Genomic DNA, 22,469 nt, shown 5'->3' with positions numbered 1-22,469 from the left:
GGCCCGCGCCGCGCGCTGGACGGCGGCCCGGTGGGGCCGGACCCGGACGACTCCGTTTCCACGCGGGGCGGATAAACCGCCATTCCTCAAGCTTTGTCCCGCCTGGTCATTCCGTCTAGTATCCACCGCATGGCTCATCAGACCGAAATGACCCCCGCCCTTCTGGACTACGTGCGCGGCACCTCCCTGCGCGAGGACGACGTCCTGTCCGAACTGCGCGAGGAAACGTTCGGGCTTCCCGGAGGGGAGTCGCTTCAGGTTATGGCGGAGGAGGGACAGCTGCTGGCCCTCCTCGTCCGGCTCGTCGGCGCCCGTTCGGTGCTGGAGATCGGCACCTTCACCGGCTACAGCACCCTGTGCATGGCTCGCGCACTCCCTCCCGGGGGAAAGGTCACCACCTGTGACATCACGGACCGCTGGGCGGAAATAGGCGCCCCCCACTGGAAACGCGCCGGGGTCGAGGACCGCATCGAACTGCGCGTGGGGGACGCCGCGGAAACGCTCTCGGATTTGGCCGAGAAACAGGGCCCGGGCAGTTTCGACATGGTTTTCATCGACGCCGACAAGAAGAACTACCCGGTCTACTACGAGCGCTCGTTCCCGCTGGTGCGCACCGGCGGGCTCATCGTCGTGGACAACACCCTCTTCTCCGGCCGCGTGGCCGACGGGGACGCGCGGGACCCGGACACGGAGGCGATCCGTGAGCTGAACGAGGCCCTGCACCGCGACGAGCGGGTGGACCTGTCCCTCGTCCCCATGGCCGACGGGATCACCCTGGCCCGCAAACGGTAGGGAGGGCGCCGCCGGGCGGCCTCCACCCGGCGGGTCCTCACCCCAGGTCCGCGGCCTCGATCCTGAGCGTGGCGGGGGGTTCGCGGCGCTCGGCCGCCAGGTGCAGCCTCTGGACGCCCTCCTCGGCGGCCCCGGCCACCACCTCAGAGCACGGGCAGGGGTCGTCGGTGAAGCCGGCGAACCGGTAGGCGATCTCCATCATCCGGTTGCGCTCCGTGGGCCGAAAGTCCGCGACGAGGTGCCTCCCCCCGCGCGCGGCCTGGTCGACCAGCCAGTTCAGGATCGCGGCGCCCGCACCGAAGGAGACCACCCGGCAGGAGGTCGCCAGCAGTTTCAGGTGCCACACCGCCGGGTGCCTCTCCAGGAGCACCACTCCGACGGCCCCGTGGGGACCGAAGCGGTCCGTGAGGGTGACGACCAGCACCTCGTGCCCGGGGTCCGCCAGCAGCCCGCGCAGGACGGCGTCGGAGTAGTGCACGCCGGTGGCGTTCATCTGGCTGGTCCGCACGGTCAGTTCCTCGACCCGGGACAGGTCCTCCCCGCCGGCCCTTCCGATGCCCATCACCAGGTCCAGGGAGCGCAGGAACTCCTCGTCGGGTCCGGTGAAGTCCGTCCGCGCCTCCTCGCGCGCGAACCCCGCCTGGTACATCGTGCGCCTGCGCCGCGCGTCCACGGTGACCACGGGCGGGCTGAACTCCGGCAGCTCCGGCAGGGACGCGGCCTGCTCCGCCGTGTAGCAGCGGACCTCGGGGAGGGAGAACTCGACCTCGGCGCGTTCGGCGGGCTGGTCGTCGACGAAGGCGACCGCTCCGTGGGCGAAGTTCAGCCGGTCCGCGATGGCCCGTACCGACTGCGACTTGGGGCCCCAGCCGATGCGGGGCAGCACGAGGTACTCGGCCACTCCCAGCTTCTCCAGCCAGGCCCAGGCCATGTCGTGGTCGTTCTTGCTCGCGACCGCCTGGAGGATGCCGCGGGAGTCCAGCTCGACCACCACGTCACGGAGCTCCTCGGCCAGGACCGGCTCGTCCCCCTCCAGGAGGGTCCCCCGCCACAACGTGTTGTCGAGGTCCCACACCAGGCACTTCACCAGCGCCGGATCGCGGCTCTCCGTGTCTGCGCTCACCGTTGCTCCTCCTCTTCGCTTCGGGAATGGTTCAGTCGGCGGTGGCAAGGGCGTGGTCGGCCAGGAGGAGTGTGCACATCTCGCTGCTGCCCTCGATAATCTCCATCATCCGGGCGTCCCGGTGGGCGCGCGCCACGGTGTGGCCGTCGCGGGCCCCCGCGGACGCCAGGACCTGTAGCGCCGCACTCGCGCCGGAGACGGCGTGGGTGGCGCTGACGTGCTTGGCCAGCACGGTGGCGGTGACCATGTCCGGCGAACCGACCTCCCAGCGGCCGCTGGCGTGCTCGCACGCGCGGGTGGCGATCTGTTCGGCGGTGTAGATCTCGGCCAGGTGGCGCGCGACCAGCTGGTGCCGGGCGATCGGGACGCCGAACTGTTCGCGGGTACGGGCGTGCCGGGTCGCCTCGGACAGGCAGGCGCGCAGGATGCCCACGCACCCCCAGGCCACCGACATGCGGCCGTGCGCTAGGGCGGCCGTGACCAGGAACGGCAGGGGGAGCCCGCCGCCGCCGAGCACGGCGTCGGCCGACACGCGCACACCGTCGAAGGTGATGTCGGCGTGCCCGGCGGCCCGGCAGCCCAGGGGGTCGGAGATCCTCTCGACGGTGACGCCGGGGGCGTCGGCGGGAACGACGACCGCGGCCGCCGCGTCCCCGAACCGGCCGAACACCAGGAGCATGTCGGCGTAGGCGGACGTGGTGATCCACGACTTGCGCCCGTCGACCACCACCGTGTCCCCCTCGGCCCGGATGGTGGTCGCCATGGCCGAGAGATCGCTGCCCGCGCCGGGCTCGCTGAAGGCGGCCGCGGCGATCCGCCCGCCCGTCAGAAGCGGCAGGTAGCGGTCGCGCTGGTCCTCGTTCCCGAGCCGCTCGACGCTGCCCGCCACCATCTGCTGCGAGGTCATGACGCTGCGCACGGAGCTGCACAGGCTGCCCACGTGCGCGGTGAGCTCCCCGCCCTCACGGCTGTCCAGCCCCAGGCCGCCGTACCGGGAGGGGACCTGCGGGCACAGCAGACCGCCGGAGGCGAGTTCGCGCAGCACCGGTCCGGGCAGCTCCCCGGAGCGGTCCCACGCGTCGGCACGGTCCCCGACGACCTCGCTGACCCGCGCCGCGAGGGCCGTCACGTCGTCAGCCATCGGTGTCCTCGTCGGCCTTCAGGCGCCGGACCAGGGCGGCCATGGTCCGGACCGTGCGGAAGTTGTCGAGTTTCAGGTCGCCGCCGCGGATGGAGACCCCGTGGGCCTGCTCCAGGTGCACGACGAGTTCCATGGCGAACATCGACGACAGGCCGCCGGTGGCGAACAGGTCGACGTCCTCGTCCCACGACGCCCGGGTCCGGCCCTCCAGAAAGGTGATGAGGTCGGCCTCGATCTCCCCGTGGCTCCGGGGTGTCTGTGCGGGCGTGGTCATGACAGTTGCTCCGTCCGTTCGTAGGTGAAGAAACCGCGGCCGCTCTTACGGCCGTGGTCTCCCGCCCCGACCTTCTCCAGGAGGAGGTCGCAGGGGCGGCAGCGCTCGTCGCCGGTGCGTTCGTGCAGGACCCGCAGGGAGTCGACGAGGTTGTCCAGGCCGATCATGTCCGCGGTCCGCAGCGGCCCCGTCCGGTGGCCGAGGCAGCCGACCATGAGCGCGTCGACGTCCTCCGCGCTGGCGGTGCCCTCCTGGACCACCCGGGCGGCGTCGTTGATCATCGGGTGCAGCAGGCGGCTGGTGACGAACCCCGGCGCGTCGGACACGGTGACGGACTCCCGGCGCAGCGTGCGCAGCAGGCCGTCGAGGGCGTCCAGCGTGTGCCGCGAGGTCCGCGGGCCCCTGATGACCTCCACCGTGCGGATCAGGTAGGGCGGGTTCATGAAGTGGGTGCCCACCACCTCGTCGGGGCGGGGGTGGTGTCCGGCGAGGTGGTCCACGGGGATGGACGAGGTGTTGGTGATCAGGACCGTGCCCGGCTTGGTCCTGGCGCCCACCTCCGTGAGGAGCGCGGCCTTGGTGTCCTCGTCCTCGGTGACGGCCTCGATGACGACCGTGGCCTCGGCCGCGGACTCCAGTGAGGTGGTGGTGTCGAGCGCGCCGGGCCGCACCCCCTCCGGCGCGGCCCCCATCAGCTGGGCGATGCGCCCGTGGTACGCGATCCTGTCGCGCGCCCCGTCGAGGGCGGCCGGGTCGACGTCGACCAGCGTCACGGGCACGCCGTGGCCGAGCGCGAGGGAGGTGATCCCGGCGCCCATGGTGCCGGCTCCGATCACCGTGATCCGGTGCCCGCCCGGGCTCGGCGGTGCCTCCTGCGTGGGCATCAGGGCCTCCTGTCTTCTGTGCGGGATACCGCCGGGGGAGACGGTACGCGGGTGCGGGGAGGGCCGTTCACAGACCGCGCTCCGACAACCAGTCGTGCAGCACCCGGGCGACGATGTCGGCGTGGTCCTCCAACATCGTGAAGTGGTCGCCGGGAACGGTGATCCGCTCGTGCAGGGGCGCCCAGCTGAACGGGGGGATGGGGGCTCCGTCCCGATCGGTGATGGGATCCTCCGGCCGCAGGATCACCGAGGGCGCCGCGACGGCCCCGAGGTGTACGTCGGCGAACAGCCGCATGTAACGTCCCATCGCGGTGAGGCGGGCGCTGTCGACGATGCCCAGTGCGCCGCCGCGCTGGAGCATCTGGGCCTCCGTGGTCGGCAGGACCGCCTCATCGTCCGGGTGCGGCGGGTCCAGCAGCGCCAGGGCCGCCGGGCGCACACCGCGCTCCTCCAGGAGTTCGGCCACGGCGTGCGCGACCGGCCCCCCGGAGGAGCGGGAGACGAGGACGAAGGGGCGCCCGTCGGCGCAGCGGGCGACGGCGTCGGCCTGCGCCGACAGGGCCGCCGCCAGCGTGTCCGGCAGCGGTTCCCCGTCCCGGAAACCCGGGTGGGGGACGACCTTGACCTCCCGCAGCCCGCGCACGCCGCCGGCGAACCTGGCGAACTCCTGGGGCCCGGAGGCCAGGACGATGGACGGCAGGCACACCAGGACGGAGGAGTCGGCCTCCTTGCTCGACAGCACGACCGGACCGCGGGCGCTGACGTAGCCCTCCGCCTCGGAGAAGGCGGGACGCACCAGCCCCGCCGTGTCCAGCAGCCGCATGCCCTCCGCGGTCCTGCCCTGGCGGCAGAACTCCTCGAAGAGCGCGACCAGGCTGTCCGGCGTCCCCCGCCCGTCCGCCTCGGGAGCCCCCGCCGCCTCGCGCGGCCGAGGGGACGACTCGTCCGGGGCGGGCAGGCTCTCCAGGAGGAAACCCGCCACGGCCGTGGGCGTGGGATACTTGAACGCCAGCCCGGCGGGAAGGCGCAGTCCGGTCAGGGAGCGGAGCTGGTTGCGGAGCTCGACCGCGGTGAGCGAGTCGAAGCCGATCTCCAGGAAGTCCCGGTCGACCGGCACGTCCTGCGGGGCGGAGTGTCCGAGCACCTCGGCCGTGGCCTCCCGTACGAGGTCGAGGACCAGCTGTCCGCGCTGTTCGGTGTCCGCCCCGGCCAGACGGCGGCGAAGGTCCCCGGAGTCGGCCGTCAGCCCCGCCGCCCTGCGGCGCGGCCGGCGCACCAGCGCGCGCAGCATCGTCGGGACGTCGGCGCCCCTCATGCTCCGCTGGGACATCCCCGCGACGTCCAGCGGCACCGCCAGGAGGTGGGCCGCGTCCGCGGCCAGGGCCTCCTCGAAGAGCGCCTTCCCCCGCTCGGTGGCGATCTGTTCGCTCATACCCATCCGCGCGTACCTGTGCAGGTCGGTGTCGTCCAACCGCACCGTGAGCTGGCTGCGCTCGGCCCACATGCCCCATCCGATGGTGGTGGCGGGCAGGCCCTGGGCGCGGCGCCGGTGCGCCAGGGCGTCGAGGTAGACGTTGGCCGCGGCGTAGTTGGCCTGGCCGGGGTTGCCCAGCGTGCTGGCCGCCGAGGAGAACAGGACGAACTCCCGCAGGTCCAGGTCGCGCGTAAGCTCGTGCAGGTTCAAGGAGGCGTCGACCTTGGGCCGCATCACGTGGTCGACGTGCTCCCTGGTGAGCGCGGTGAAGACGGCTCCGCCGACGGTGCCGGCGATGTGGACGACCGACCTCAGCGGCCGGTCCCGGGGGACCGAGGCGATGACCTCGCGCAGGGCGTCGCGGTCGGCGGTGTCGCAGGCGGCGAAGGACAGGGTGGCCCCGAGCCCGGCCAGGTCGGCCTGGAGTTCGGGGCTGGTGCCCTCCCGCCCGCTGCGGCTGACCAGGAGCAGGTGGCGTGCTCCGCACTCGGCGGCCAGGTGGCGGACGATCACGCTGCCGACCGTTCCGTTGGCGCCGGTGACGAGCACGGTCCCGTCCGATCCCAGGTCCAGCGACCGCCCCTCCCGCGGCGCGGCGCGGTCCAGCCTCGGGACGAGCACCGTACCGCCGCGGACGGCGGCCTGGGGTTCCCCTCCGTCCAGTACCGCCGCCAGGGCCGTCGGCGCGGACCCCGTGTCGTCCACGTCGACGATGGAGCATCTGCCGGGGAACTCCATCTGCACGGTGCGGGCCAGCCCCCACAGGGGCGCGTGGTCCAGGTCCGGGACGTGGTCGCCCTCCGCCGCGCTGACGGCGCCCCGCGTGAGCAGGACCAGGGGGAGGTCCTCGCAGCGTTCGTCGAGCAGCCAGCCCTGGAGCTGGTCCAGCGCCCGGTAGGTGGCGGTGTAGGCGGCCTCGGCGGTGTCCTCGGGATCGGTGGCCGCGCACGGCACGACCACGGCGGACGGAACGGGGTCCCCGGCCGCCAGGGCCGCGTGGAGCGCTTCGGCGTCCTGGTGGGAGCGGACCGGGTGGCCCGCCGCCGCGAGGACGTCCGCGACGCCCAAGGGGTCGGGCCCCACGACCGCGAGGGGTCGGGGGCCGTCGGCGGACGCGGGCGCACCGGTGGGTTCGGACCACGTGACGCGGAACAGGTCGTCCCCTCCCCCGCGGGTGGCCGCCGCCAGCTGCTGAGGGCTGATGGGACGTATGACCAGGGAGCCGACGGAGGCGACGGGACGGCCCGAGGGGTCGGTGAGCTCCAGGGAGACCGAGTCCTGTTCCGTCTGGGACAGACGGACCCTGACGTGTGCGGCCCCGGTGGCGTGGAGGGTGACGTCGGACCAGGCGAAGGGGAGGCCGGCCGCCTCGGCGAGGCTCGGGCCGCCGGAGGGGGCGGAGGTGTGCGGAAGGGCGAGGGGGTGCTGCGAGGAGTCCATCAGCGCCGGGTGCACGCCGAACCGGGCGGCGTCGGCCCGCGCCCCCTCCGGCAGCCGGACCTCCGCGTACAGGTCGTCCCCGTCCCGCCACACCGCCCGCATACTGCTGAAGACCGGCCCGAAGGCGTTGCCCATCTCGGCGATGCGGGGGTAGAAGTCGTCCACCGGTACCGGGACGGCGCCCTTCGGCGGCCAGGACGCGTCCTGCTTCGGCGCCCCGTGCTCCGGCCGGGGCCGGGTGACCTGGCCGCTCGCGTGCTGGGTCCAGGGGCCGTCGTCGCCGCCTCCGGGCCGGGAGTGCACGGTGAGCGGTCTGGCGCCGTTGGCGTCAGGTGGGCCGACCCTGAGCTGGAGCTGTACGCCCCCTCGGGTCGGGAGCCGCAGCGGGGTGTGCAGGACCAGTTCCTCCACGCGCGGGCACCCGACGCGTTCGCCGACGTGCAGGGCGAGTTCGAGGAAGGCGGTCCCGGGAACCAGGACCATGTCCAGCACGACGTGGTCGGCCAGCCAGGGGTGGCTTTCCAGGCCGATCCGGCCCGTGAACAGGTACTCGTCGCCGGACGCGAGGGAGACCGCGGCGCCGAGCATGGGGTGGTCGGCGCCGCTGAGGCCCGCACGGGTAACGTCCGCGCCCTCGGCCCCGTCGACGGCCCAGTGGTGGCGGTGCTGGAAGGCGTAGGTCGGCAGGTCCACCTTCCGGCCTCCGCCGAACAGCCGGGACCAGTCCACCGCGACGCCGTGCGCGTGCGCCTGCGCCAGCGAGGCGAGGAAGCGCTCGGACCCTCCCTCGTCGCGGCGCAGAGTGCCCAGGGCCACGGCGCCGTCGGCGCCCGCCTCCTGGCAGGTCTCCTGGACGGCCGTGCCGAGCACCGGGTGCGGGGACACCTCCAGGAACGTGCCGTGTCCGTCGCGGAGCAGCGCGCCGACGGTCTCCTCGAAGCGGACCTGATGGCGCAGGCCCCGGTACCAGTAGTCGGCGTCCATGGGCGTGTCGCCAAGGGGGCCGCCCGTCAGGGAGGAGTAGACCGGGACGTCCGGCCGCCGGGGGACGACACTGGCCAGGGAGGTGAGGACCCTGTCCCGGAGCCGCTCCACGTGCGGTGTGTGGGAGGCGTACTCGACCGGGACGAGACGGGCGTGCACGCCCCGGGCCTCGTACTCCTTCACCAGGCTCCGCACCGCCTCCGGCTCTCCCGCGACCACGGTGGAGGCGGGACCGTTGACGACGGCGACGTGCACCCGGCCGTCGAACTCGGCCACGCGCTCGCCCAACTCCTCGGAGCCGAGCGCGACCGAGGCCATCGCCCCGGTGCCGGCGAGCTCCAGGACCGCCTGGCTCCGCAGCGCCACGACCCTGGCCGCGTCGTCGAGCGAGAGCGCCCCGGCCACGCACGCCGCCGCGATCTCCCCCTGGGAGTGGCCGACCACGGCGGAGGGCTCGACGCCGAGGGATCGCCACAGAGCGGCGAGCGAGACCATCACCGCCCACAGCGCCGGTTGCGCGACGTCGTCGCGGTCCAGGGGCGCGGCTCCCTCCTCCTGTCTGAGCACGGCCGCGAGCGACCAGTCCACGAACGGGGACAGCGCGCGCTCGCAGTCGGCCATCGTCCGGGCGAAGACGGGGGAGGCGGCCATCAGGTCGACGGCCATGCCCTTCCACTGGGAGCCCTGGCCGGGGAAGACGAACACGGCGCGCTCCCGGGCGGCGGTGCCCCGGTGGACGGCGGCGTCCGGGGCGGCCCTGCCGATGGCGTCCAGGCCCCGGAGGAGGCCCTCCCGGTCCCGCGCCGTCACCACCGCCCTGTGCTCGAACTCCGAGCGGGTGGCGGCCAGGGACCATCCGACGTCGGCGGGGTCGAGTTCGGGACGCCTCGCGAGGTGGTCGTGCAGGCGGGCGGCCTGGGCGCGCAGCGCTGCCTCCGACCGGGCGCTGACCAGCCAAGGAACCGTGTCCGTTTCCAGGGAGGCCGGGCCGCTCCCGGTCGCGGGTCCGGGCTCGGAGTCCTCCGGGGCCTCTTCGAGGACCACGTGGGCGTTGGTCCCGCTCACGCCGAACGAGGACACGGCTGCGCGACGCGGACGGCCGGTCCGCGGCCACGGCGCGGCCTCGGTCAGCAGCGCCAGCGCCCCGGACCCCCAGTCCACGTGGGCGCTGGGCTCGTCCACGTGCAGGGTGCGGGGCAGGACGCCGTGCCGCATCGCCATGATCGCCTTGATCACGCCGCCCACACCCGCCGCCGCCCCGGCGTGGCCGATGTTGGACTTCAACGACCCCACGCCGACGGGCCGGTCGGCGGGGCGGTCCCGTCCGTAGGTGGACAGCAGTGCGTTGGCCTCGATGGGGTCGCCCAGCGTCGTTCCCGTTCCGTGCGCCTCCACCAGGTCGACCTCTCCGGGAGCGAGCCGTGCGTCGGCCAGGGCCTCCCGGATCACGCGCTGCTGGGCCGTTCCGTTGGGCACCGACAGTCCGCTGCTGGCACCGTCCTGGTTCACGGCGCTGCCGCGCAGCACCCCCAGCACACGGCGACCGTTGCTCCGGGCCGTGCTGAGCCTTTCCAGGAGGAGCATGCCCGCCCCCTCGGACCAGCTCGTGCCGTCGGCGCTGGAGGAGAAAGCCTTGCAGCGGCCGTCGGGGGCGAGTCCGCGCTGGCGGCTGAAGGCGACCCAGGGACCGGTGTTGGTGTACACGCTGACGCCTCCGGCCAGGGCGAGGTCGCACTCGCCCTCCCTCAGGGAGCGGACGGCCAGGTGGAGCGCGACCAGCGAGGAGGAGCAGGCGGTGTCCAGGGTCAGCGCGGGGCCCTCCAGGCCCAGGGTGTAGGACACCCGGCCGGCCGCGACGGCCGACATGCCGCCGGTCAGCAGGTAGCCCTCCAGCTCCTCCCCCGCCTGTCGGATGGACGGGCCGTAGGACTGGCCGACCATGCCCAGGAACACCCCGGTGGAGGTGCCGCGCAGGGTCGTGGGGTCGATGCGCGCGTGTTCGACGGCCTCCCAGGAGGTCTCCAGCGCGACTCTCTGCTGCGGGTCCATGGCGGTGGCCTCACGGGGGCCGATCCCGAAGAACCCGGCGTCGAACCCGGCGGCCCCGTGCAGGAAGCCGCCCCTGCGCAGGTAGCTCGTCCCGGGGGTGGCGGGATCGCTGTCGAACAGCGTGTCCAGTTCCCAGCCCCGGTCGGTGGGGAAGTCGGTGAGGCCCTCCGCGCCCCGCTCGACGAGCTCCCACAGGTCGTCGGGGGAGCCCACCTCCCCCGGATAGCGGCAACCGATGCCGACCACGGCGATCGGCTCGTGCCGCCGTTCCTCCATCTCGTCGATACGGCCGCGGGCGTGGCGCAGATCGATCGCGAGCCGGCGGGCCAGTGTCTGGAACTTGTCCTCATGCGTCATGGGAGACCAACTTCGGATGCGGGAGCGTACGGCGGCTAGGAGATTCCGAATTCCTTGCCGATGAGCTCGATGAGCTCGTCATCCTTCGCGCCTTCCAGTTCCTCGGTACCGTCCGTCGTCGCCCTCCGGCCTTCGGTGAGCGTGTACAGCAGATCGCGGAGTCCCGCCACCACGGCCTCGCGTTCGGCGCTGCGCAGCTCCGTGGCCCGCACCGCCGATCGGAGCCGGTCCAGCGCGGTGGTCGGGTCGGCGGTGCCGCCGTCGCCGGAGGAGAGCAGCAGGGAGAGCAGGTGCCGGGCGAGGGCCAGCGGTGTGGGGTGGTCGAAGGCGGCGGTCACCGGTAGTTCCAGGCCCGTCGCCGCGTTCAGGGCGTTGCGCAGGCGCACCGCTCCCAGGGAGGTGCCGCCCGCGTCCAGGAAGCCGCGCCGGACGTCCACCTGCTCCGGCGAGGCGAAGCCGAGCACGGCCGCCACGTGTTCACGGACCAACGCGACCACTGCGTCCTCGCGCTCGCGCTCGGACAGCTCCGACAGCGCGGACAGGCTCCCGCGCGGGGAGGTCCCGGTGTCCGCGGGTACCTGCTCCGCACGGTCGTCCGGCGGGGTCGCGGCGGAGCGGGGCGCGGAGTCCAGCCAGTAGTCCCGGTGCTGGAACGGGTACGTGGGCAGCTCGACCACGCGCGGGTTGTACTCCGAGAACACCACCGACCAGTCCGGGACGGTGCCGCACACCCACACCTCGGAGAGGGCCGCCAGGAACTCCCGGGGCCCGCTGGCCCTGCCGTGGAACGCGCCGAGGACAGCGGTCTCGCCGCCGTTCGCGCCGGCGGACTCCAGCGTCTGCTGGACGCCGATGGTCAGGACCGGCCGCGGTCCCATCTCGACGAACGTGGTGAACTCGTCCTCCGCCATGGCGCGTACGGCCTCCTCGAACCGCACGGTCTGGCGGATGTTGCGGTACCAGTACTCGGCGTCCATGGTGGTGCCGTCGATCCGGGCACCGTGCACTGTGGAGTACAGCGGGAGCTCCCCCTGCTCCGGCCGGATCCCGGCGAGTGCGGTCAGGAGCTCCGCCCGCAGGGCGTCGACCTGCCGGGAGTGCGCGGCGAAGTCCGCCGCGACGGGGAAGGCGAGGACCCCCTCCGCGGCGCACCACTCCGAGAGCTCCCCGAGCGCACCGTCGTCCCCGGCGACCACGACCGCGCTCGGTCCGTTGTGGGCGGCCACGTCCAGCCTGCCGCTCCAGCGCTCCAGTGATGGGGGCTCCTGTCCGGGACGCAGCTGCAGCGCCAGCATTCCGCCGCTCCCCACCAGGGGCAGGACGAGCCTGCTCCGGAGGGCCACCACCGCGGCGGCGTCCTCAAGGGTCAGGACGCCCGCGACGTGCGCGGCGGCGATCTCCCCCTGCGAGTGGCCGACCACGGCGGACGGCTCGACGCCGTGGGACCGCCACAGCCGGGCGAGCGAGACCATGACCGTGAACAGCAGCGGCTGGGCCACATCGGGACGACTGGTGTCGGGGGCGCCGGGACCGCCGCGCAGCGCCGCCGTCACCGACCAGTCGAGGTAGGGCGAGAGCGCCTTCTCGCACTCGTGGACGGCCTCGGCGAACCGCGGTTGCGCGTCGATGAGGGCGCCCAGGTCCAGCTCCGCGTCGAGGGCCCCCTGCCCGGGGAAGACGAACGCGGTGCGGGGCTCGGCCACGGAGCGGCCGCGGATCACGCCCGGTGCCGGCCTCACGTCGGCGAAGGCGTCCAGCGCCTCCAGCGCCTCGGCACGGTCGCCGGCCAGGAGGACCGCCCGCTGGGGGAACCCGGACCGTGCGGTGGCCAGCGACCAGCCCACGTCCTCGGACGCGGTCTCGGGGGACAGGCGCAGCAGGTCGGCGAGCCGGGCCGCCTGTTGGCGCAGCGCGGCCTCGGTGCGCGCGGACAGCACCCACGGGACGGGGCCCGCGGCGCCCGCCGGGCGCGGTTCCGGCCCGGCGTCGTCGGGAGCCTGTTCGAGGACCAGGTGCGCGTTGGTACCGCTCATCCCGAACGACGAGACCCCGACGCGCCGCGGCCTGCCGGTCTCGGGCCAGGGCCTGGCCTCGGTCAGCAGCCGGACACCGCTCCCGGCCCACTCCACCAGCGGCGAGGGCTCGTCCGCGTGCAGGGTCCGGGGCAGGACGCCGTGGCGCAGCGCCATGACGGACTTGATCACGCCCCCGACTCCTGCGGCCGACTGCGCGTGGCCGATGTTGGACTTGAGCGAACCCAGCCAGAGGGGGCGGTCCTCGGGGCGGCCCCGGCCGTAGGCGGCGATGAGCGCCTGCGCCTCGATGGGGTCGCCCAGTCGGGTGCCGGTGCCGTGCGCCTCCACCATGTCTATGTCGCCCGGGGTGAGGCCCGACTCCTCCAGGGCCCGTGCGATGACGCGCTGCTGCGACGGTCCGTTCGGGGCCATGATCCCGTTCGAGACCCCGTCCTGGTTGACGGCGCTGCCGCGCACGACCGCCAGGACCGTGTGCCCGTTGCGTCGGGCGTCGGAGAGCCGCTCCAACAGGATCATGCCCACGCCCTCGGCCCAGCCGGTGCCGTCGGCGTCCGCGGAGAAGGCCTTGCAGCGACCGTCGGGGGCCAGGCCCCCCTGCCTGGAGAACTCGGTGAACAGCCCGGGGGAGGCCATGACGCAGCTGCCCCCGGCCAGGGCCAACGAGCACTCCCCGCCGCGCAGGCTCCGGACCGCCTGGTGCAGGGCCACCAGCGAGGACGAGCACGCCGTGTCCACGGTGACCGCGGGGCCGGTCAGGCCCAGGGTGTAGGACACCCGGCCGGAGGCGACGCTGGGCGAGGAGCCGGTGAGCGCGAAGCCGTCGGAGGAGGCGTCCAGCAGCCGGGGCCCGTACTCCTGGGCCATGGTGCCCACGAACACGCCGGTCTCGGAGCCGGCCAGCGACTCCGGGTCGATCCCGGCCCGTTCGACCGCCTCCCAGGCGGTCTCCAGCAGGAGCCGCTGCTGCGGGTCGGTCGCCACCGCCTCACGCGGGGAGACTCCGAAGAACTCGGCGTCGAAGGCGGCCGGGCGGTCGAGGAACCCGCCCTGGCCGGTCGACGAACGCGGCTCCCCCGACCGCCCGACGAGGAGTTCCTCCAGGTCCCAGCCGCGGTCGGCGGGGAAGGGGCGCACCGCGTCGCGTCCCCGCGAGACGATGTCCCACAGTCCCTCGGGAGTGTCGGCTCCCCCGGGGAAGCGGCACCCCATCCCGACGATGGCGATCGGTTCGGGCCGGGTCGAGCGGTCCAGTTCCTCGCGCAGCCGCGCGTTCTCCTTCATCGCGGCACGGAGCGCCGCGACCAGGCGTGCGTCATCAGTGGTCAACTGCCGTCTCCTGTCCAGCGTGGTGGGGATCGTGCTGCCCCCGGAGTGCGAGGGTGACGAGTTCGTCCACCTCCATGGTGTCGATGCCGGTGTCCGGGTTCCCGGCTCCGTCACCGGACCCGGAGCCGTCCTCCCCGGCCGCGTCCCGGTCCGGGGACTCGGGGAACAGCAGCAGCAGGAGGAACGCGGCCAGGGCGCGCGGGGTGGGGTGGTCGAAGACCGCGGTGGCCGGGATCCGCACACCTGTCGAGGCGCTGAGCCGGTTGCGCAGCTCCACACCCGTGAGCGAGTCCAGCCCCAGGTCGGTGAAGGGCCGGTCGGCGCCCACCCGCGAGGTCCTGGCGTCGGGGCCGTGGCCAAGGACCACGGCGGTGTGCGTACGGACCTCGGTGAGCAGCGCGCGCTCGCGCTCGGGTCCGGACAGCGCGGAGAACCGCTCGGCGGCCTCCTTCGCCCCCCTTTCGCCCCGGGGTGCGCGCGCGCCCTGCGGGGACGGCCCGCCCAGGCCCCGGAGCACGCCGGTACCGGTATCGGCGGCGGAGTCGAACAGGGCGGGGACGCCGTGGACCATGTTCCGCAGCAGGGCGGTGTCCAGGTGCCGCAGGGCCTCGTCCTCGGGCATCGGGAGCAGTCCCGTCCGGCCGAGGACACCGAGGTCGGTCCTGTCCAGGTGGCCCGTCATCCCGCTGGCCCCGGCCCACAGGCCCCACGCCAGGGAGGTGGCGGGCAGGCCGTGCTCCCGGCGGTGGTGGGCCAGTACGTCGCAGAAGACGTTGGCCGCGGCGTAGTTGGCCTGCCCGGCGGTGCCCAGGGTTCCGGCCACCGACGAGAACAGCACGAACGCGCCCAGGTCGGCCTCCGCGGTCAGCTCGTGCAGGTTCCACGCGGCGTCGACCTTGGGGCGCAGCACCCTGTCGACCTGTTCGCCGGTGAGCGAGGTGACGGTGGCGTCGTCGAGGACGCCGGCGGTGTGCACCACCGCGCCGAGCGGGCGGTCCGCCGGGAGCCCGTCCAGGAGCCGCTCCAGGTCCTTCCTGTCCGCGGCGTCGCAGGCGGCCACGCTCACCCGGGCCCCGAGTGCCTCCAGTTCGGCCGTGCGCGCCTCCTGGCCCTGCGCCTCGGGGCCGCTCCGGCTGACGAGCAGCAGGTCGCGCACTCCGTAACCGGCGACCAGGTGGCGTGCCACCCGGTGCCCCAGGGTGCCGGTGCCGCCGGTGACCAGCGTGGTGCGCTCCTGCGGGAAGGGCGCCGGAACGGTCAGGACGAGTTTGCCGACGGTCTCCCCCCGCTGAAGGCCGCGGAGGGCGTCCTTGGCGTCGCGGAGGTCGTGGACGGTGACCGGAAGGGGTTTGAGCGTGCCGCTGGAGAAGAGCTCCAGGACCCGCCCGAGCATCTGGCCGATCCGCTCCGGGGCCACGTCCGTCAGCTTGAACGCCTCGTAGCCGCGCCCGGGGAAGTCCGCGGCGACGTCGCGCACGTCGCGGACGTCGGTCAGCCCCATCTCCACGAGCCTGCCGCCCGGCCCCCCGCCGTCGCCCGGGGAACGCAGGAGCCGCAGGGAGGCGTCCACGAACTTCCCGCTGAGCGAGTTGAGGACCACGTCCATGCCGCGCCCGCCGTTGGCGGCGCGCAGCCGTGCTTCGAACTCCAGGTCGCGGGAGGAGGACAGCCTCTCCTCGTCGAGCCCGTACTCGGCCAGGCCGACCCACTTGCGGGGGCTCGCCGTACCGAACACGCGCGCCCCCATGTGCCGCGCGAGCTGGACGGCCGCCGTTCCCACGCCGCCCGCGGCGGCGTGCACCAGGACGCTCTCCCCCGGGCGTACCGCCGCCAGGTCCACCAGGGCGTAGTAGGCCGTCAGGAAGGCGACCGGCACGGCCGCGGCCTCTTCGAAGGACCATCCGTCGGGGACCCGGGCCAGCCTGCGGGCGTCGGCGACCGCGATCGGGCCGAACGCCCCGTCGAACACGCCCGCCACGCGGTCGCCCGGATTCAGGCCCGTCACCTCGGCACCCGTCTCCAGGACGGTCCCGGAGCCCTCCAGGCCCACGCCCCTGTCCCCCTCGACCATGCCGAGCGCCACCACCACGTCCTTGAAGTTGACGCCGGCGGCTCGGACGGCGACGCGCACCTCGTGCGGGCCGAGCTCCTCCCCGGCCTCCGGCGCCGGCAGCAGCTCCAGGTTCTCCAGCGAACCGGGACGGTTGCTGCCCAGACGCCACAGCGCGCCGGGGGGCGTCAACCAGCGGTCGTCTTCGGCCCTGGTCAGCCGGGGCACCAGGACCGCGCCCGCGCGCAGGGCCATCTGCGGTTCACCGAGCTCGACGGCTCCGGGCAGGACGCGGTGGGAGTCCTCCGACCCGTCGGAGTCCACGAGCACCAGACGCCCGGGGTGCTCCCTCTGGGCGGCCCGCAGCAGACCCCACACAGGCGCCGCGGCGAACCCGCTGAGCCGCGTGCCGGGGCCCGTGGCCACCGCGCGCCAGGTCACCACCACCAGGCGGGAGTGCTCGGTGCGCGGGTCGGTGAGCCAGGTCCGGATGGTCCCCAGGACCGCGTCCAGCCCCTGGCGGACGGACTCGGGCACCGAGGTGTCGCCCTCGGCGTAGACCGCCGCGGCGGGGAGCTCGGTGTAGACCACCGGCGGCACCGCGCCGTCCCGGTCGACGGCGTCCAAACCGGGCAGCCCGGTGGGGACGGAGGGCGTGGAGCCGGGTGCGGCGGCCTTCTCCCACACCAGCTCGTGCAGGGCCGACACCTCGGACGGGTCGCGTTCGGGGAGGGCGTCCCCGTCCAGTGTGCGCATGGCCAGCTCGTCCACGGCCACGACCGTGTTCCCGGCCTCGTCGAAGACGCGCACGCGGTAGCGGTCGGCGCCCAGTTCGGTGGCGCGCACGCGCAGGCGTCCGCGCGCGGCCTCCTCGCCGAGGGCGCGCACCCGTACCCCCGACCAGGCGAAGGGGACCGTCAGCGCGTCCTCGCCGCTACCGCCGTACAGCAGGATCGCGTGCAGGGCGGCGTCCGCCAGAGCCGGATGGGGACCGTGGAAGGGGCCGCCGGTGTACGGCGTGTCGGGCGGTTCGACCTCGGCCAGGATGTCGTCCCCGCACCGCCACACGCTCCTCAGCCCCTGGAAGAGCGGACCGTAGGCGTAGCCGCGCCGGGCCAGACGGGTGTAGTCGGGTCGAACGGTCACCGGGTCGGCGTCGGCCGGAGGCCAGGGCAGGTCCGCCGGGACGGAGCCGTCCGCGTCGGCGGGTCCGGTACCGGGCCCCGGCTCGTCCGCCAGGACGCCGGAGGCGTAGCGGGCCCAGGGCGCGTCCGACGCGGCCCGCGCGGAGCGGGCGTGGACGTGCACCTCGCGCCGCCCCCGGTCGTCGCAGGCGCCCACGGTGACCTGGAGCGTGGCTCCCTCGCCGTGCGTCAGCACCAGCGGCGCCTCCAGGACCAGGTCGGCCACGGTGGCGGAGCCGACCCGGTCGGCCGCGTACGCGGCCAGGTCCACCAGCGCCGTGCCGGGCACGACGATCCGGCCGAGAAGGCCGTGGTCGCGCACCCAGGGCTGGCCGTCGGTGCCGATGCGCCCCGTGAACACGGTGCGCCCGTCGACCAGCGCCAGACCCTCGTCGAGCAGCGGCTCCGCGGCCTCGTGCGGTTCGGGTCCGGCCCCGGCCCGGACGGAGGCGTCCACCCAGTGGCGTTCGCGGTGGAAGGGGTCGTCGGGGACGATGACCGCGGCGCCCTCGTCGGCCACGCCCTCCAGCACCACGTGCGCGTTGGTACCGCTGATCCCGAAGGAGGACACCGCGGCCCGGCGCGGGCGCCCGGTGTCCGGCCACGGTTCCGGTTCGGTGAGCACCCGCACGCCGCTGCCGTCCCAGTCGACCTTGTCCGTGGGCACGTCGGCGTGGAGCGTCCGGGGCAGCCGCCCGTACCGCAGCGCCTCCACCGTCTTGATCACCCCGGCCACGCCGGCGGCGGCCTGGGCGTGGCCGATGTTGGACTTGAGCGAGCCCAGCCGCAGGTCCTCCGCGGAGCCCTCGCGCGCCCGGCCGTACACCGAGATCAGCGCCTTGGCCTCGATCGGATCGCCCAGCCGGGTGCCCGTGCCGTGCGCCTCGACGGCGTCGACCTCGCCGGGCTCCACCCCGGCCGAGGCCAGGGCCTGACGGATCACCCGCTCCTGGGCGTCGGGGTTGGGCGCGGTCAGCCCGTTGCTGGCCCCGTCGGAGTTGACCGCGCTGCCCTTGACCAGTGCCAGAACCGGGCGCCCGGCGCGGCGGGCGCGTGAGGCGCGCTCCAGCAGGAGCACGCCCGCGCCCTCGGCCCAGGCGGTGCCGTCGGCCTCGGCCCCGAAGGCTCGGCAGCGGCCCTCCGGCGACAGTCCGCGCTGGGCGGAGAACTCCAGGAACATGCCGGGGGTGGCCATGACGGTGGCTCCCCCGGCGAGGGCCATCTCGCACTCGCCCCTGCGGACCGCCTCGGCCGCCTGGTGCAGGGCCACGAGCGAGGACGAGCAGGCGGTGTCGATGGTCAGTGCCGGCCCACGCAGGCCGAGGACGTAGGCGACACGGCCCGAGGCCACGCTCAGGGTGCTGCCGGTGAGCCGGTACCCCCCGTCGTCGCCCGCGCTCGGGTCGGCCAGGCGCGGCCCGTAGTCGGTGGGCATAGCGCCGACGAACACGCCGACCTGGCGTCCGCGCAGGTCGTCCGTGCTCATCCCGGCACGCCGGATCGCCTCCCAGGAGGTCTCCAACAGCAGTCGCTGCTGGGGGTCCATGGCGTCGGCCTCGCGGGGGCTGATCCCGAAGAAGCCGGCGTCGAACAGGTCGGCGTCGTACAGGAATCCGCCCGAGCGCGCGTAGGTGCGTCCGGGGGTGCCGGGCTCGGGGTCGTACAGGTTCTCCAGGTCCCAGCCGCGGTTGTCGGGGAAGTCCCCGATGGCGTCCACACCGTCGTCGACGAGTCGCCACAACTGTTCGGGGGAACGCACCCCGCCCGGCAGGCGGCAGGCCATCGCGGTGATGGCGATCGGGTCGTCGTCGGGAGCCGGTGCCGTGACGGCGGGGGCCGACGCGGGCGCGGGGGGAGCGGGCGTGGGCGGGGCGGAGGGCGGCCCGGCGGCCCCGGACACCTCCTCCCCCGCCTCCTCGACCAGGAACTCCGCGAGTGCGGAGGGGGTGGGCAGTTCGAACAGGACGGTCTCCTCCAGCGGGACCCCCGTCTCCCGGGACAGCGCCCGTCCGAGCTGGAGCAGCATCATCGAGTCGAAACCCAGGTCGCGGAAGGCGCGGCGCTCGTCCGAGGCCGTCAGGGACGCCCGCCCGAGCACCCGGGCGGTGTGCCCGCGCACCAGCGCGCGGGTACTCCGGGCGTCACCGCGGGGCGCGGCGGGGGACGCGTCGGGTTCGTCGGTCGGCGGCCCTTCGACGGGCGCCGGGGCGTGGGTGTGCGGCCAGTACCGCTGGCGCTGGAACGGGTAGGTCGGCAGGTCGACACGGCTCGCGCCGGTTCCCGCGAACAGGGCCGCCCAGTCGACGCCGACCCCGGCGGTGAACGCCTGCGCCGCCGCGGTCAGCAGTTGCGCCTGGTCACCGGCCCCCCGGCGCAGGGTCGGCAGCACCCTGCCCCGAGCCCCGCGGGCGTCCAGCGTCCGCTCGACGCCGAAGGAGAGCACCGGGTGCGGTCCCACCTCGACGAAGGTGGTGTGGCCGGACTCCACGGCCGCGTTCACCGCGTCGGCGAAGCGGACGGTACCGCGCAGGTTTCCGTACCAGTACGACGCGTCCGTCCGCGCCTCGGCCCCCTCCAGGGACCTCCCGGTCACGGTGGAGAAGAACGGCACCCGGGCGGGGCGCGGTTCGACCCCGTCCAGACACGCGAGCAGCTCCTCGCGGATGTGCTCCACGTGAGAGGAGTGGGAGGCGTAGTCCACGTCGACCAGGGCGCCGTGGACGCCGCGGTCGACGCAGAGCTCGACGGCCCGGCGCACCGCTTCGGGGCTTCCGGAGACCACGACCGACTCGGGGCCGTTGACCGCGGCCAGGTGGAGGTCCTCCTCACCCGCGACGAGTTCCCCTGCCCGTTCGGGGGACAACCCCAGCGAGGCCATGCCGCCGCTTCCGGCGAGCGAGGTCAGGGCACGGCTGCGCAGGGCCACGACCTTGGCGGCGTCCTCCAGCGACAGGGCTCCCGCCACACACGCCGCGGCGATCTCCCCCTGGGAGTGCCCGATGACCGCCGCCGGCTCCACGCCCAGCGCCGACCACACCTTGGCCAGGGAGACCATGACCGCCCACAGCACCGGCTGGACGACGTCCACGCGCGCTCCCGAGCCGGTGTAGGCCGGTGCCCCGGGTTCGCCGCGCAGTACCTGGATCAGCGACCAGTCCACGTGGGGGGAGAGGGCCCGCTCGCACTCCAGCAGGCGCCGGGTGAACACCTGGGCCAGAAGGCCGTCACCGTCGAGGAGGTCCCGGGCCATCCCCTCCCACTGGCCGCCCTGGCCGGGGAAGACCAGGACGGGCCGTTCCTGCGCCTCGTCGGCGGGAGCGGACGAGGGCGCGACCGACTCCAGCTCCCGCGCGCCGTCACCGCCCGAGGCGAAGACGACCGCGCGGTGCTCGAACACGGTGCGGGTGGTGGCCAGCGACAGGCCCACGTCCTGCACCCGCAGGCCCGGCCGGGACGACACGAAGAAGTGCAGGGAGGAGGCCTGGGCACGCAGGGCCTCCTCGGACCGGGCCGTCAGGATCCACGGGACGGGGTCGATGCCCCCTTCCCCCGTCGCCGGTCCGGACCGGTCCGTGTGGACCGGCGGGGGCGGACCGAGCACCAGGTGGCAGTTGGTCCCGCCCATGCCGAAGGAGGAGACACCCGCCAGCGGAGCGTCCGCGGGCCACGGCTCGCGCCGCAACTGCGGACTCAGCCGCAGCGCCTCCAGGTCGATGCCGGGGTGGGGCCGGGCGAAGTTGCGTGTGGGCGGGAGCTGTCCGTGGGAGAGGCTGAGCACCGTCTTAACCAGGCCGACGATTCCGGCGGCGCCCTCCAGATGGCCGACGTTGGTCTTGGCCGACCCCACACGCAGCGGCTCCTCACGTCCGTCGGAGAACACCGCGCCGAGCGCGGCGGCCTCGACCGGGTCCCCCGCCGGCGTACCCGTGCCGTGCAGTTCCACGTAGCCGATCCGCGCCGGGTCGACCCCCGCCCTGCGGTGGGCGGCGCGCAGGACCCTCTCCTGGCCCGCGGCGTCGGGCCGGGCGAGGTAGGGGGTCCGGCCGGAGTTGTTCACGGCACCGCCGCGCAGGACCGCGTGGACGCGGTCGCCGTCGGCCAGGGCCCGGCCCAGGGGTTTGAGCACGACCACGGCGCCGCCCTCGCCGCGCACGTAGCCGTTGGCGCGCGCGTCGAAGGTGTAGCAGTGCGCGTCCGGGGAGAGCCCGCCGAACCGGGCGACGCTCTCGGTGCTCTCGGGGACGAGGATGAGGTTGACTCCGCCGGCCAGCGCCATACCGCACTCGCCCCGGCGCAGGCTCTCCATGGCCGCGTGCACGCTGACGAGGGACGACGACTGTCCGCTGTCCACGGTCAGGCTGGGCCCGGACAGTCCGAGGGCGTAGGAGACACGGTTGGCGATCATGCCGCGCTGGGTGCCCGTGAGCGTGTGGTGGGTGGCGCCGCCGCGCACGGCACGCTGTTGCAGGAGGCCGTAGTCGGCGGCGACGGCGCCGGTGAACACACCGGTGTCGGTGCCCCGCAGGGAGTCCGGCGCCATGCGTGCGCGTTCCACGGCCTCCCAGCTCAGCTCCAGCATGAGCCGCTGCTGGGGGTCCATGGCCAGCGCCTCGCGCGGCGAGACCCCGAAGAATCCGGCGTCGAAGTCCTCGGCCCGGTCGAGGTACCCGCCCCAGTAGGGGTCGCGCGTGGCGGAGGCGACGCCGAGCCGCTCGGGAGGGGCGGAGATCGCCTCCCGGCCCTCGCACAGCAGCCGCCAGAAAGCCTCCGGAGTCGACGCTCCGGGGAGCCGGAGGGAGAGCCCGACCACCGCGATCGGTTCGTCGGCCCCAGGAGTCGTCCACGCACCCGTCACCATCGTCGTCTCCGATCTCACACCACCGGCCCCCTTGCTCCGCGCGCGGTGTGCCGGAAATCCGCCTACCGGAGATCTTCCGGTGCAAATGCACGGGCCACTGCTGTGTGTTCGTACAGGCCAGGAATGGTCGATTAGCGGTCCGCGTCCCCGTGCGGCCGCAGGGAAGCGGAGGTTTCTGTCAGGTCCGGAGGAGAGGAAGGGTACTACCAGAGGTCATCGCAGGTCTCATCATCAGCAGAGGGCTCCGCCCGACACTAACAAATCAGTCCACATACGGACAGTTCGCCCTCAAGAAACAAATGACCCACCACTCACCATGCCACGCTTTCGGACATCAACCCGAAGGATAGTACCCACAGTTCACAGCCGGTGACAACGGAATCTTTATTTTCGGACATTGCTTTCTGGAATTCCGGTCCAGCGTGTAACCGAGTGACACCTCCCACAGAAAGCAGCTGAGCCCGGTGTCCGCCGGACACCGGGCTCAGGCCGCTGGG

Annotated in this window: 8 protein-coding genes; 1 reads left to right on the top strand and 7 read right to left on the bottom strand. The window is 74.0% G+C overall.

The genetic code is table 11. The features are described 5' to 3' along the window. Nucleotides 1-129 precede the first annotated feature (129 nt). Entirely contained in the window at nt 130-792 is a 663-nt protein-coding gene (locus ACSTA4_RS06410) for an O-methyltransferase (RefSeq protein WP_444962757.1), read from the top strand. 37 nt (nt 793-829) lie between these two features. Here the strand turns inward: ACSTA4_RS06410 and ACSTA4_RS06405 are convergent, their stop codons facing one another. The 7 genes from ACSTA4_RS06405 to ACSTA4_RS06375 form a co-directional block, all read right to left on the bottom strand. Further along, nucleotides 830-1,915 carry an HAD-IIIC family phosphatase gene (locus tag ACSTA4_RS06405; protein ID WP_444962756.1) on the bottom strand — a complete coding sequence of 362 codons (1,086 nt, stop codon included), beginning with the start codon at nt 1,913-1,915 and terminating at the stop codon, nt 830-832. A 31-nt stretch (nt 1,916-1,946) separates the two neighbouring features. Continuing rightward, the gene (locus ACSTA4_RS06400; RefSeq protein WP_444962755.1) at nt 1,947-3,056 is read right to left on the bottom strand and encodes an acyl-CoA dehydrogenase family protein; all 1,110 of its coding nucleotides are present in this window, start codon (nt 3,054-3,056) and stop codon (nt 1,947-1,949) included. Then, the gene (locus tag ACSTA4_RS06395) at nt 3,049-3,330 is read right to left on the bottom strand and encodes an acyl carrier protein (protein WP_248773858.1); all 282 of its coding nucleotides are present in this window, start codon (nt 3,328-3,330) and stop codon (nt 3,049-3,051) included. The genes ACSTA4_RS06400 and ACSTA4_RS06395 overlap by 8 nt, the downstream gene beginning before the upstream one ends. Further along, nucleotides 3,327-4,214, bottom strand: a complete 888-nt coding sequence (locus tag ACSTA4_RS06390) for a 3-hydroxyacyl-CoA dehydrogenase family protein (RefSeq protein WP_444962754.1) — start codon at nt 4,212-4,214, stop codon at nt 3,327-3,329. The genes ACSTA4_RS06395 and ACSTA4_RS06390 overlap by 4 nt, the downstream gene beginning before the upstream one ends. A 67-nt stretch (nt 4,215-4,281) precedes the next feature. Next, a complete protein-coding gene (locus ACSTA4_RS06385; RefSeq protein ID WP_444962753.1) occupies nt 4,282-10,518 on the bottom strand; it encodes a type I polyketide synthase in 6,237 nt (2,078 codons plus the stop codon). Nucleotides 10,519-10,553: 35 nt separating this feature from the next. Continuing rightward, nucleotides 10,554-13,880 (bottom strand): type I polyketide synthase, encoded by a 3,327-nt coding sequence (locus ACSTA4_RS06380; protein WP_444962752.1) that lies wholly within the window; start codon nt 13,878-13,880, stop codon nt 10,554-10,556. Further along, nucleotides 13,870-21,972 carry an SDR family NAD(P)-dependent oxidoreductase gene (locus tag ACSTA4_RS06375; RefSeq protein ID WP_444964108.1) on the bottom strand — a complete coding sequence of 2,701 codons (8,103 nt, stop codon included), beginning with the start codon at nt 21,970-21,972 and terminating at the stop codon, nt 13,870-13,872. The genes ACSTA4_RS06380 and ACSTA4_RS06375 overlap by 11 nt, the downstream gene beginning before the upstream one ends. Nucleotides 21,973-22,469 lie beyond the last annotated feature (497 nt).

The organism is Nocardiopsis sp. M1B1 (assembly GCF_052466615.1).
This window is presented reverse-complemented; position numbering and strand designations above follow the sequence as displayed.

Excerpts from the sequence above, each read along its gene's own strand:
- ACSTA4_RS06385 (WP_444962753.1), bottom strand. The coding sequence starts at position 10,518 with ATGACGCATGAGGACAAGTTCCAGACACTGGCCCGCCGGCTCGCGATC.
- ACSTA4_RS06390 (WP_444962754.1), bottom strand. The coding sequence starts at position 4,214 with ATGCCCACGCAGGAGGCACCGCCGAGCCCGGGCGGGCACCGGATCACG.
- ACSTA4_RS06395 (WP_248773858.1), bottom strand. The coding sequence starts at position 3,330 with ATGACCACGCCCGCACAGACACCCCGGAGCCACGGGGAGATCGAGGCC.
- ACSTA4_RS06410 (WP_444962757.1), top strand. The coding sequence starts at position 130 with ATGGCTCATCAGACCGAAATGACCCCCGCCCTTCTGGACTACGTGCGC.
- ACSTA4_RS06375 (WP_444964108.1), bottom strand. The coding sequence starts at position 21,972 with ATGGTGACGGGTGCGTGGACGACTCCTGGGGCCGACGAACCGATCGCG.
- ACSTA4_RS06400 (WP_444962755.1), bottom strand. The coding sequence starts at position 3,056 with ATGGCTGACGACGTGACGGCCCTCGCGGCGCGGGTCAGCGAGGTCGTC.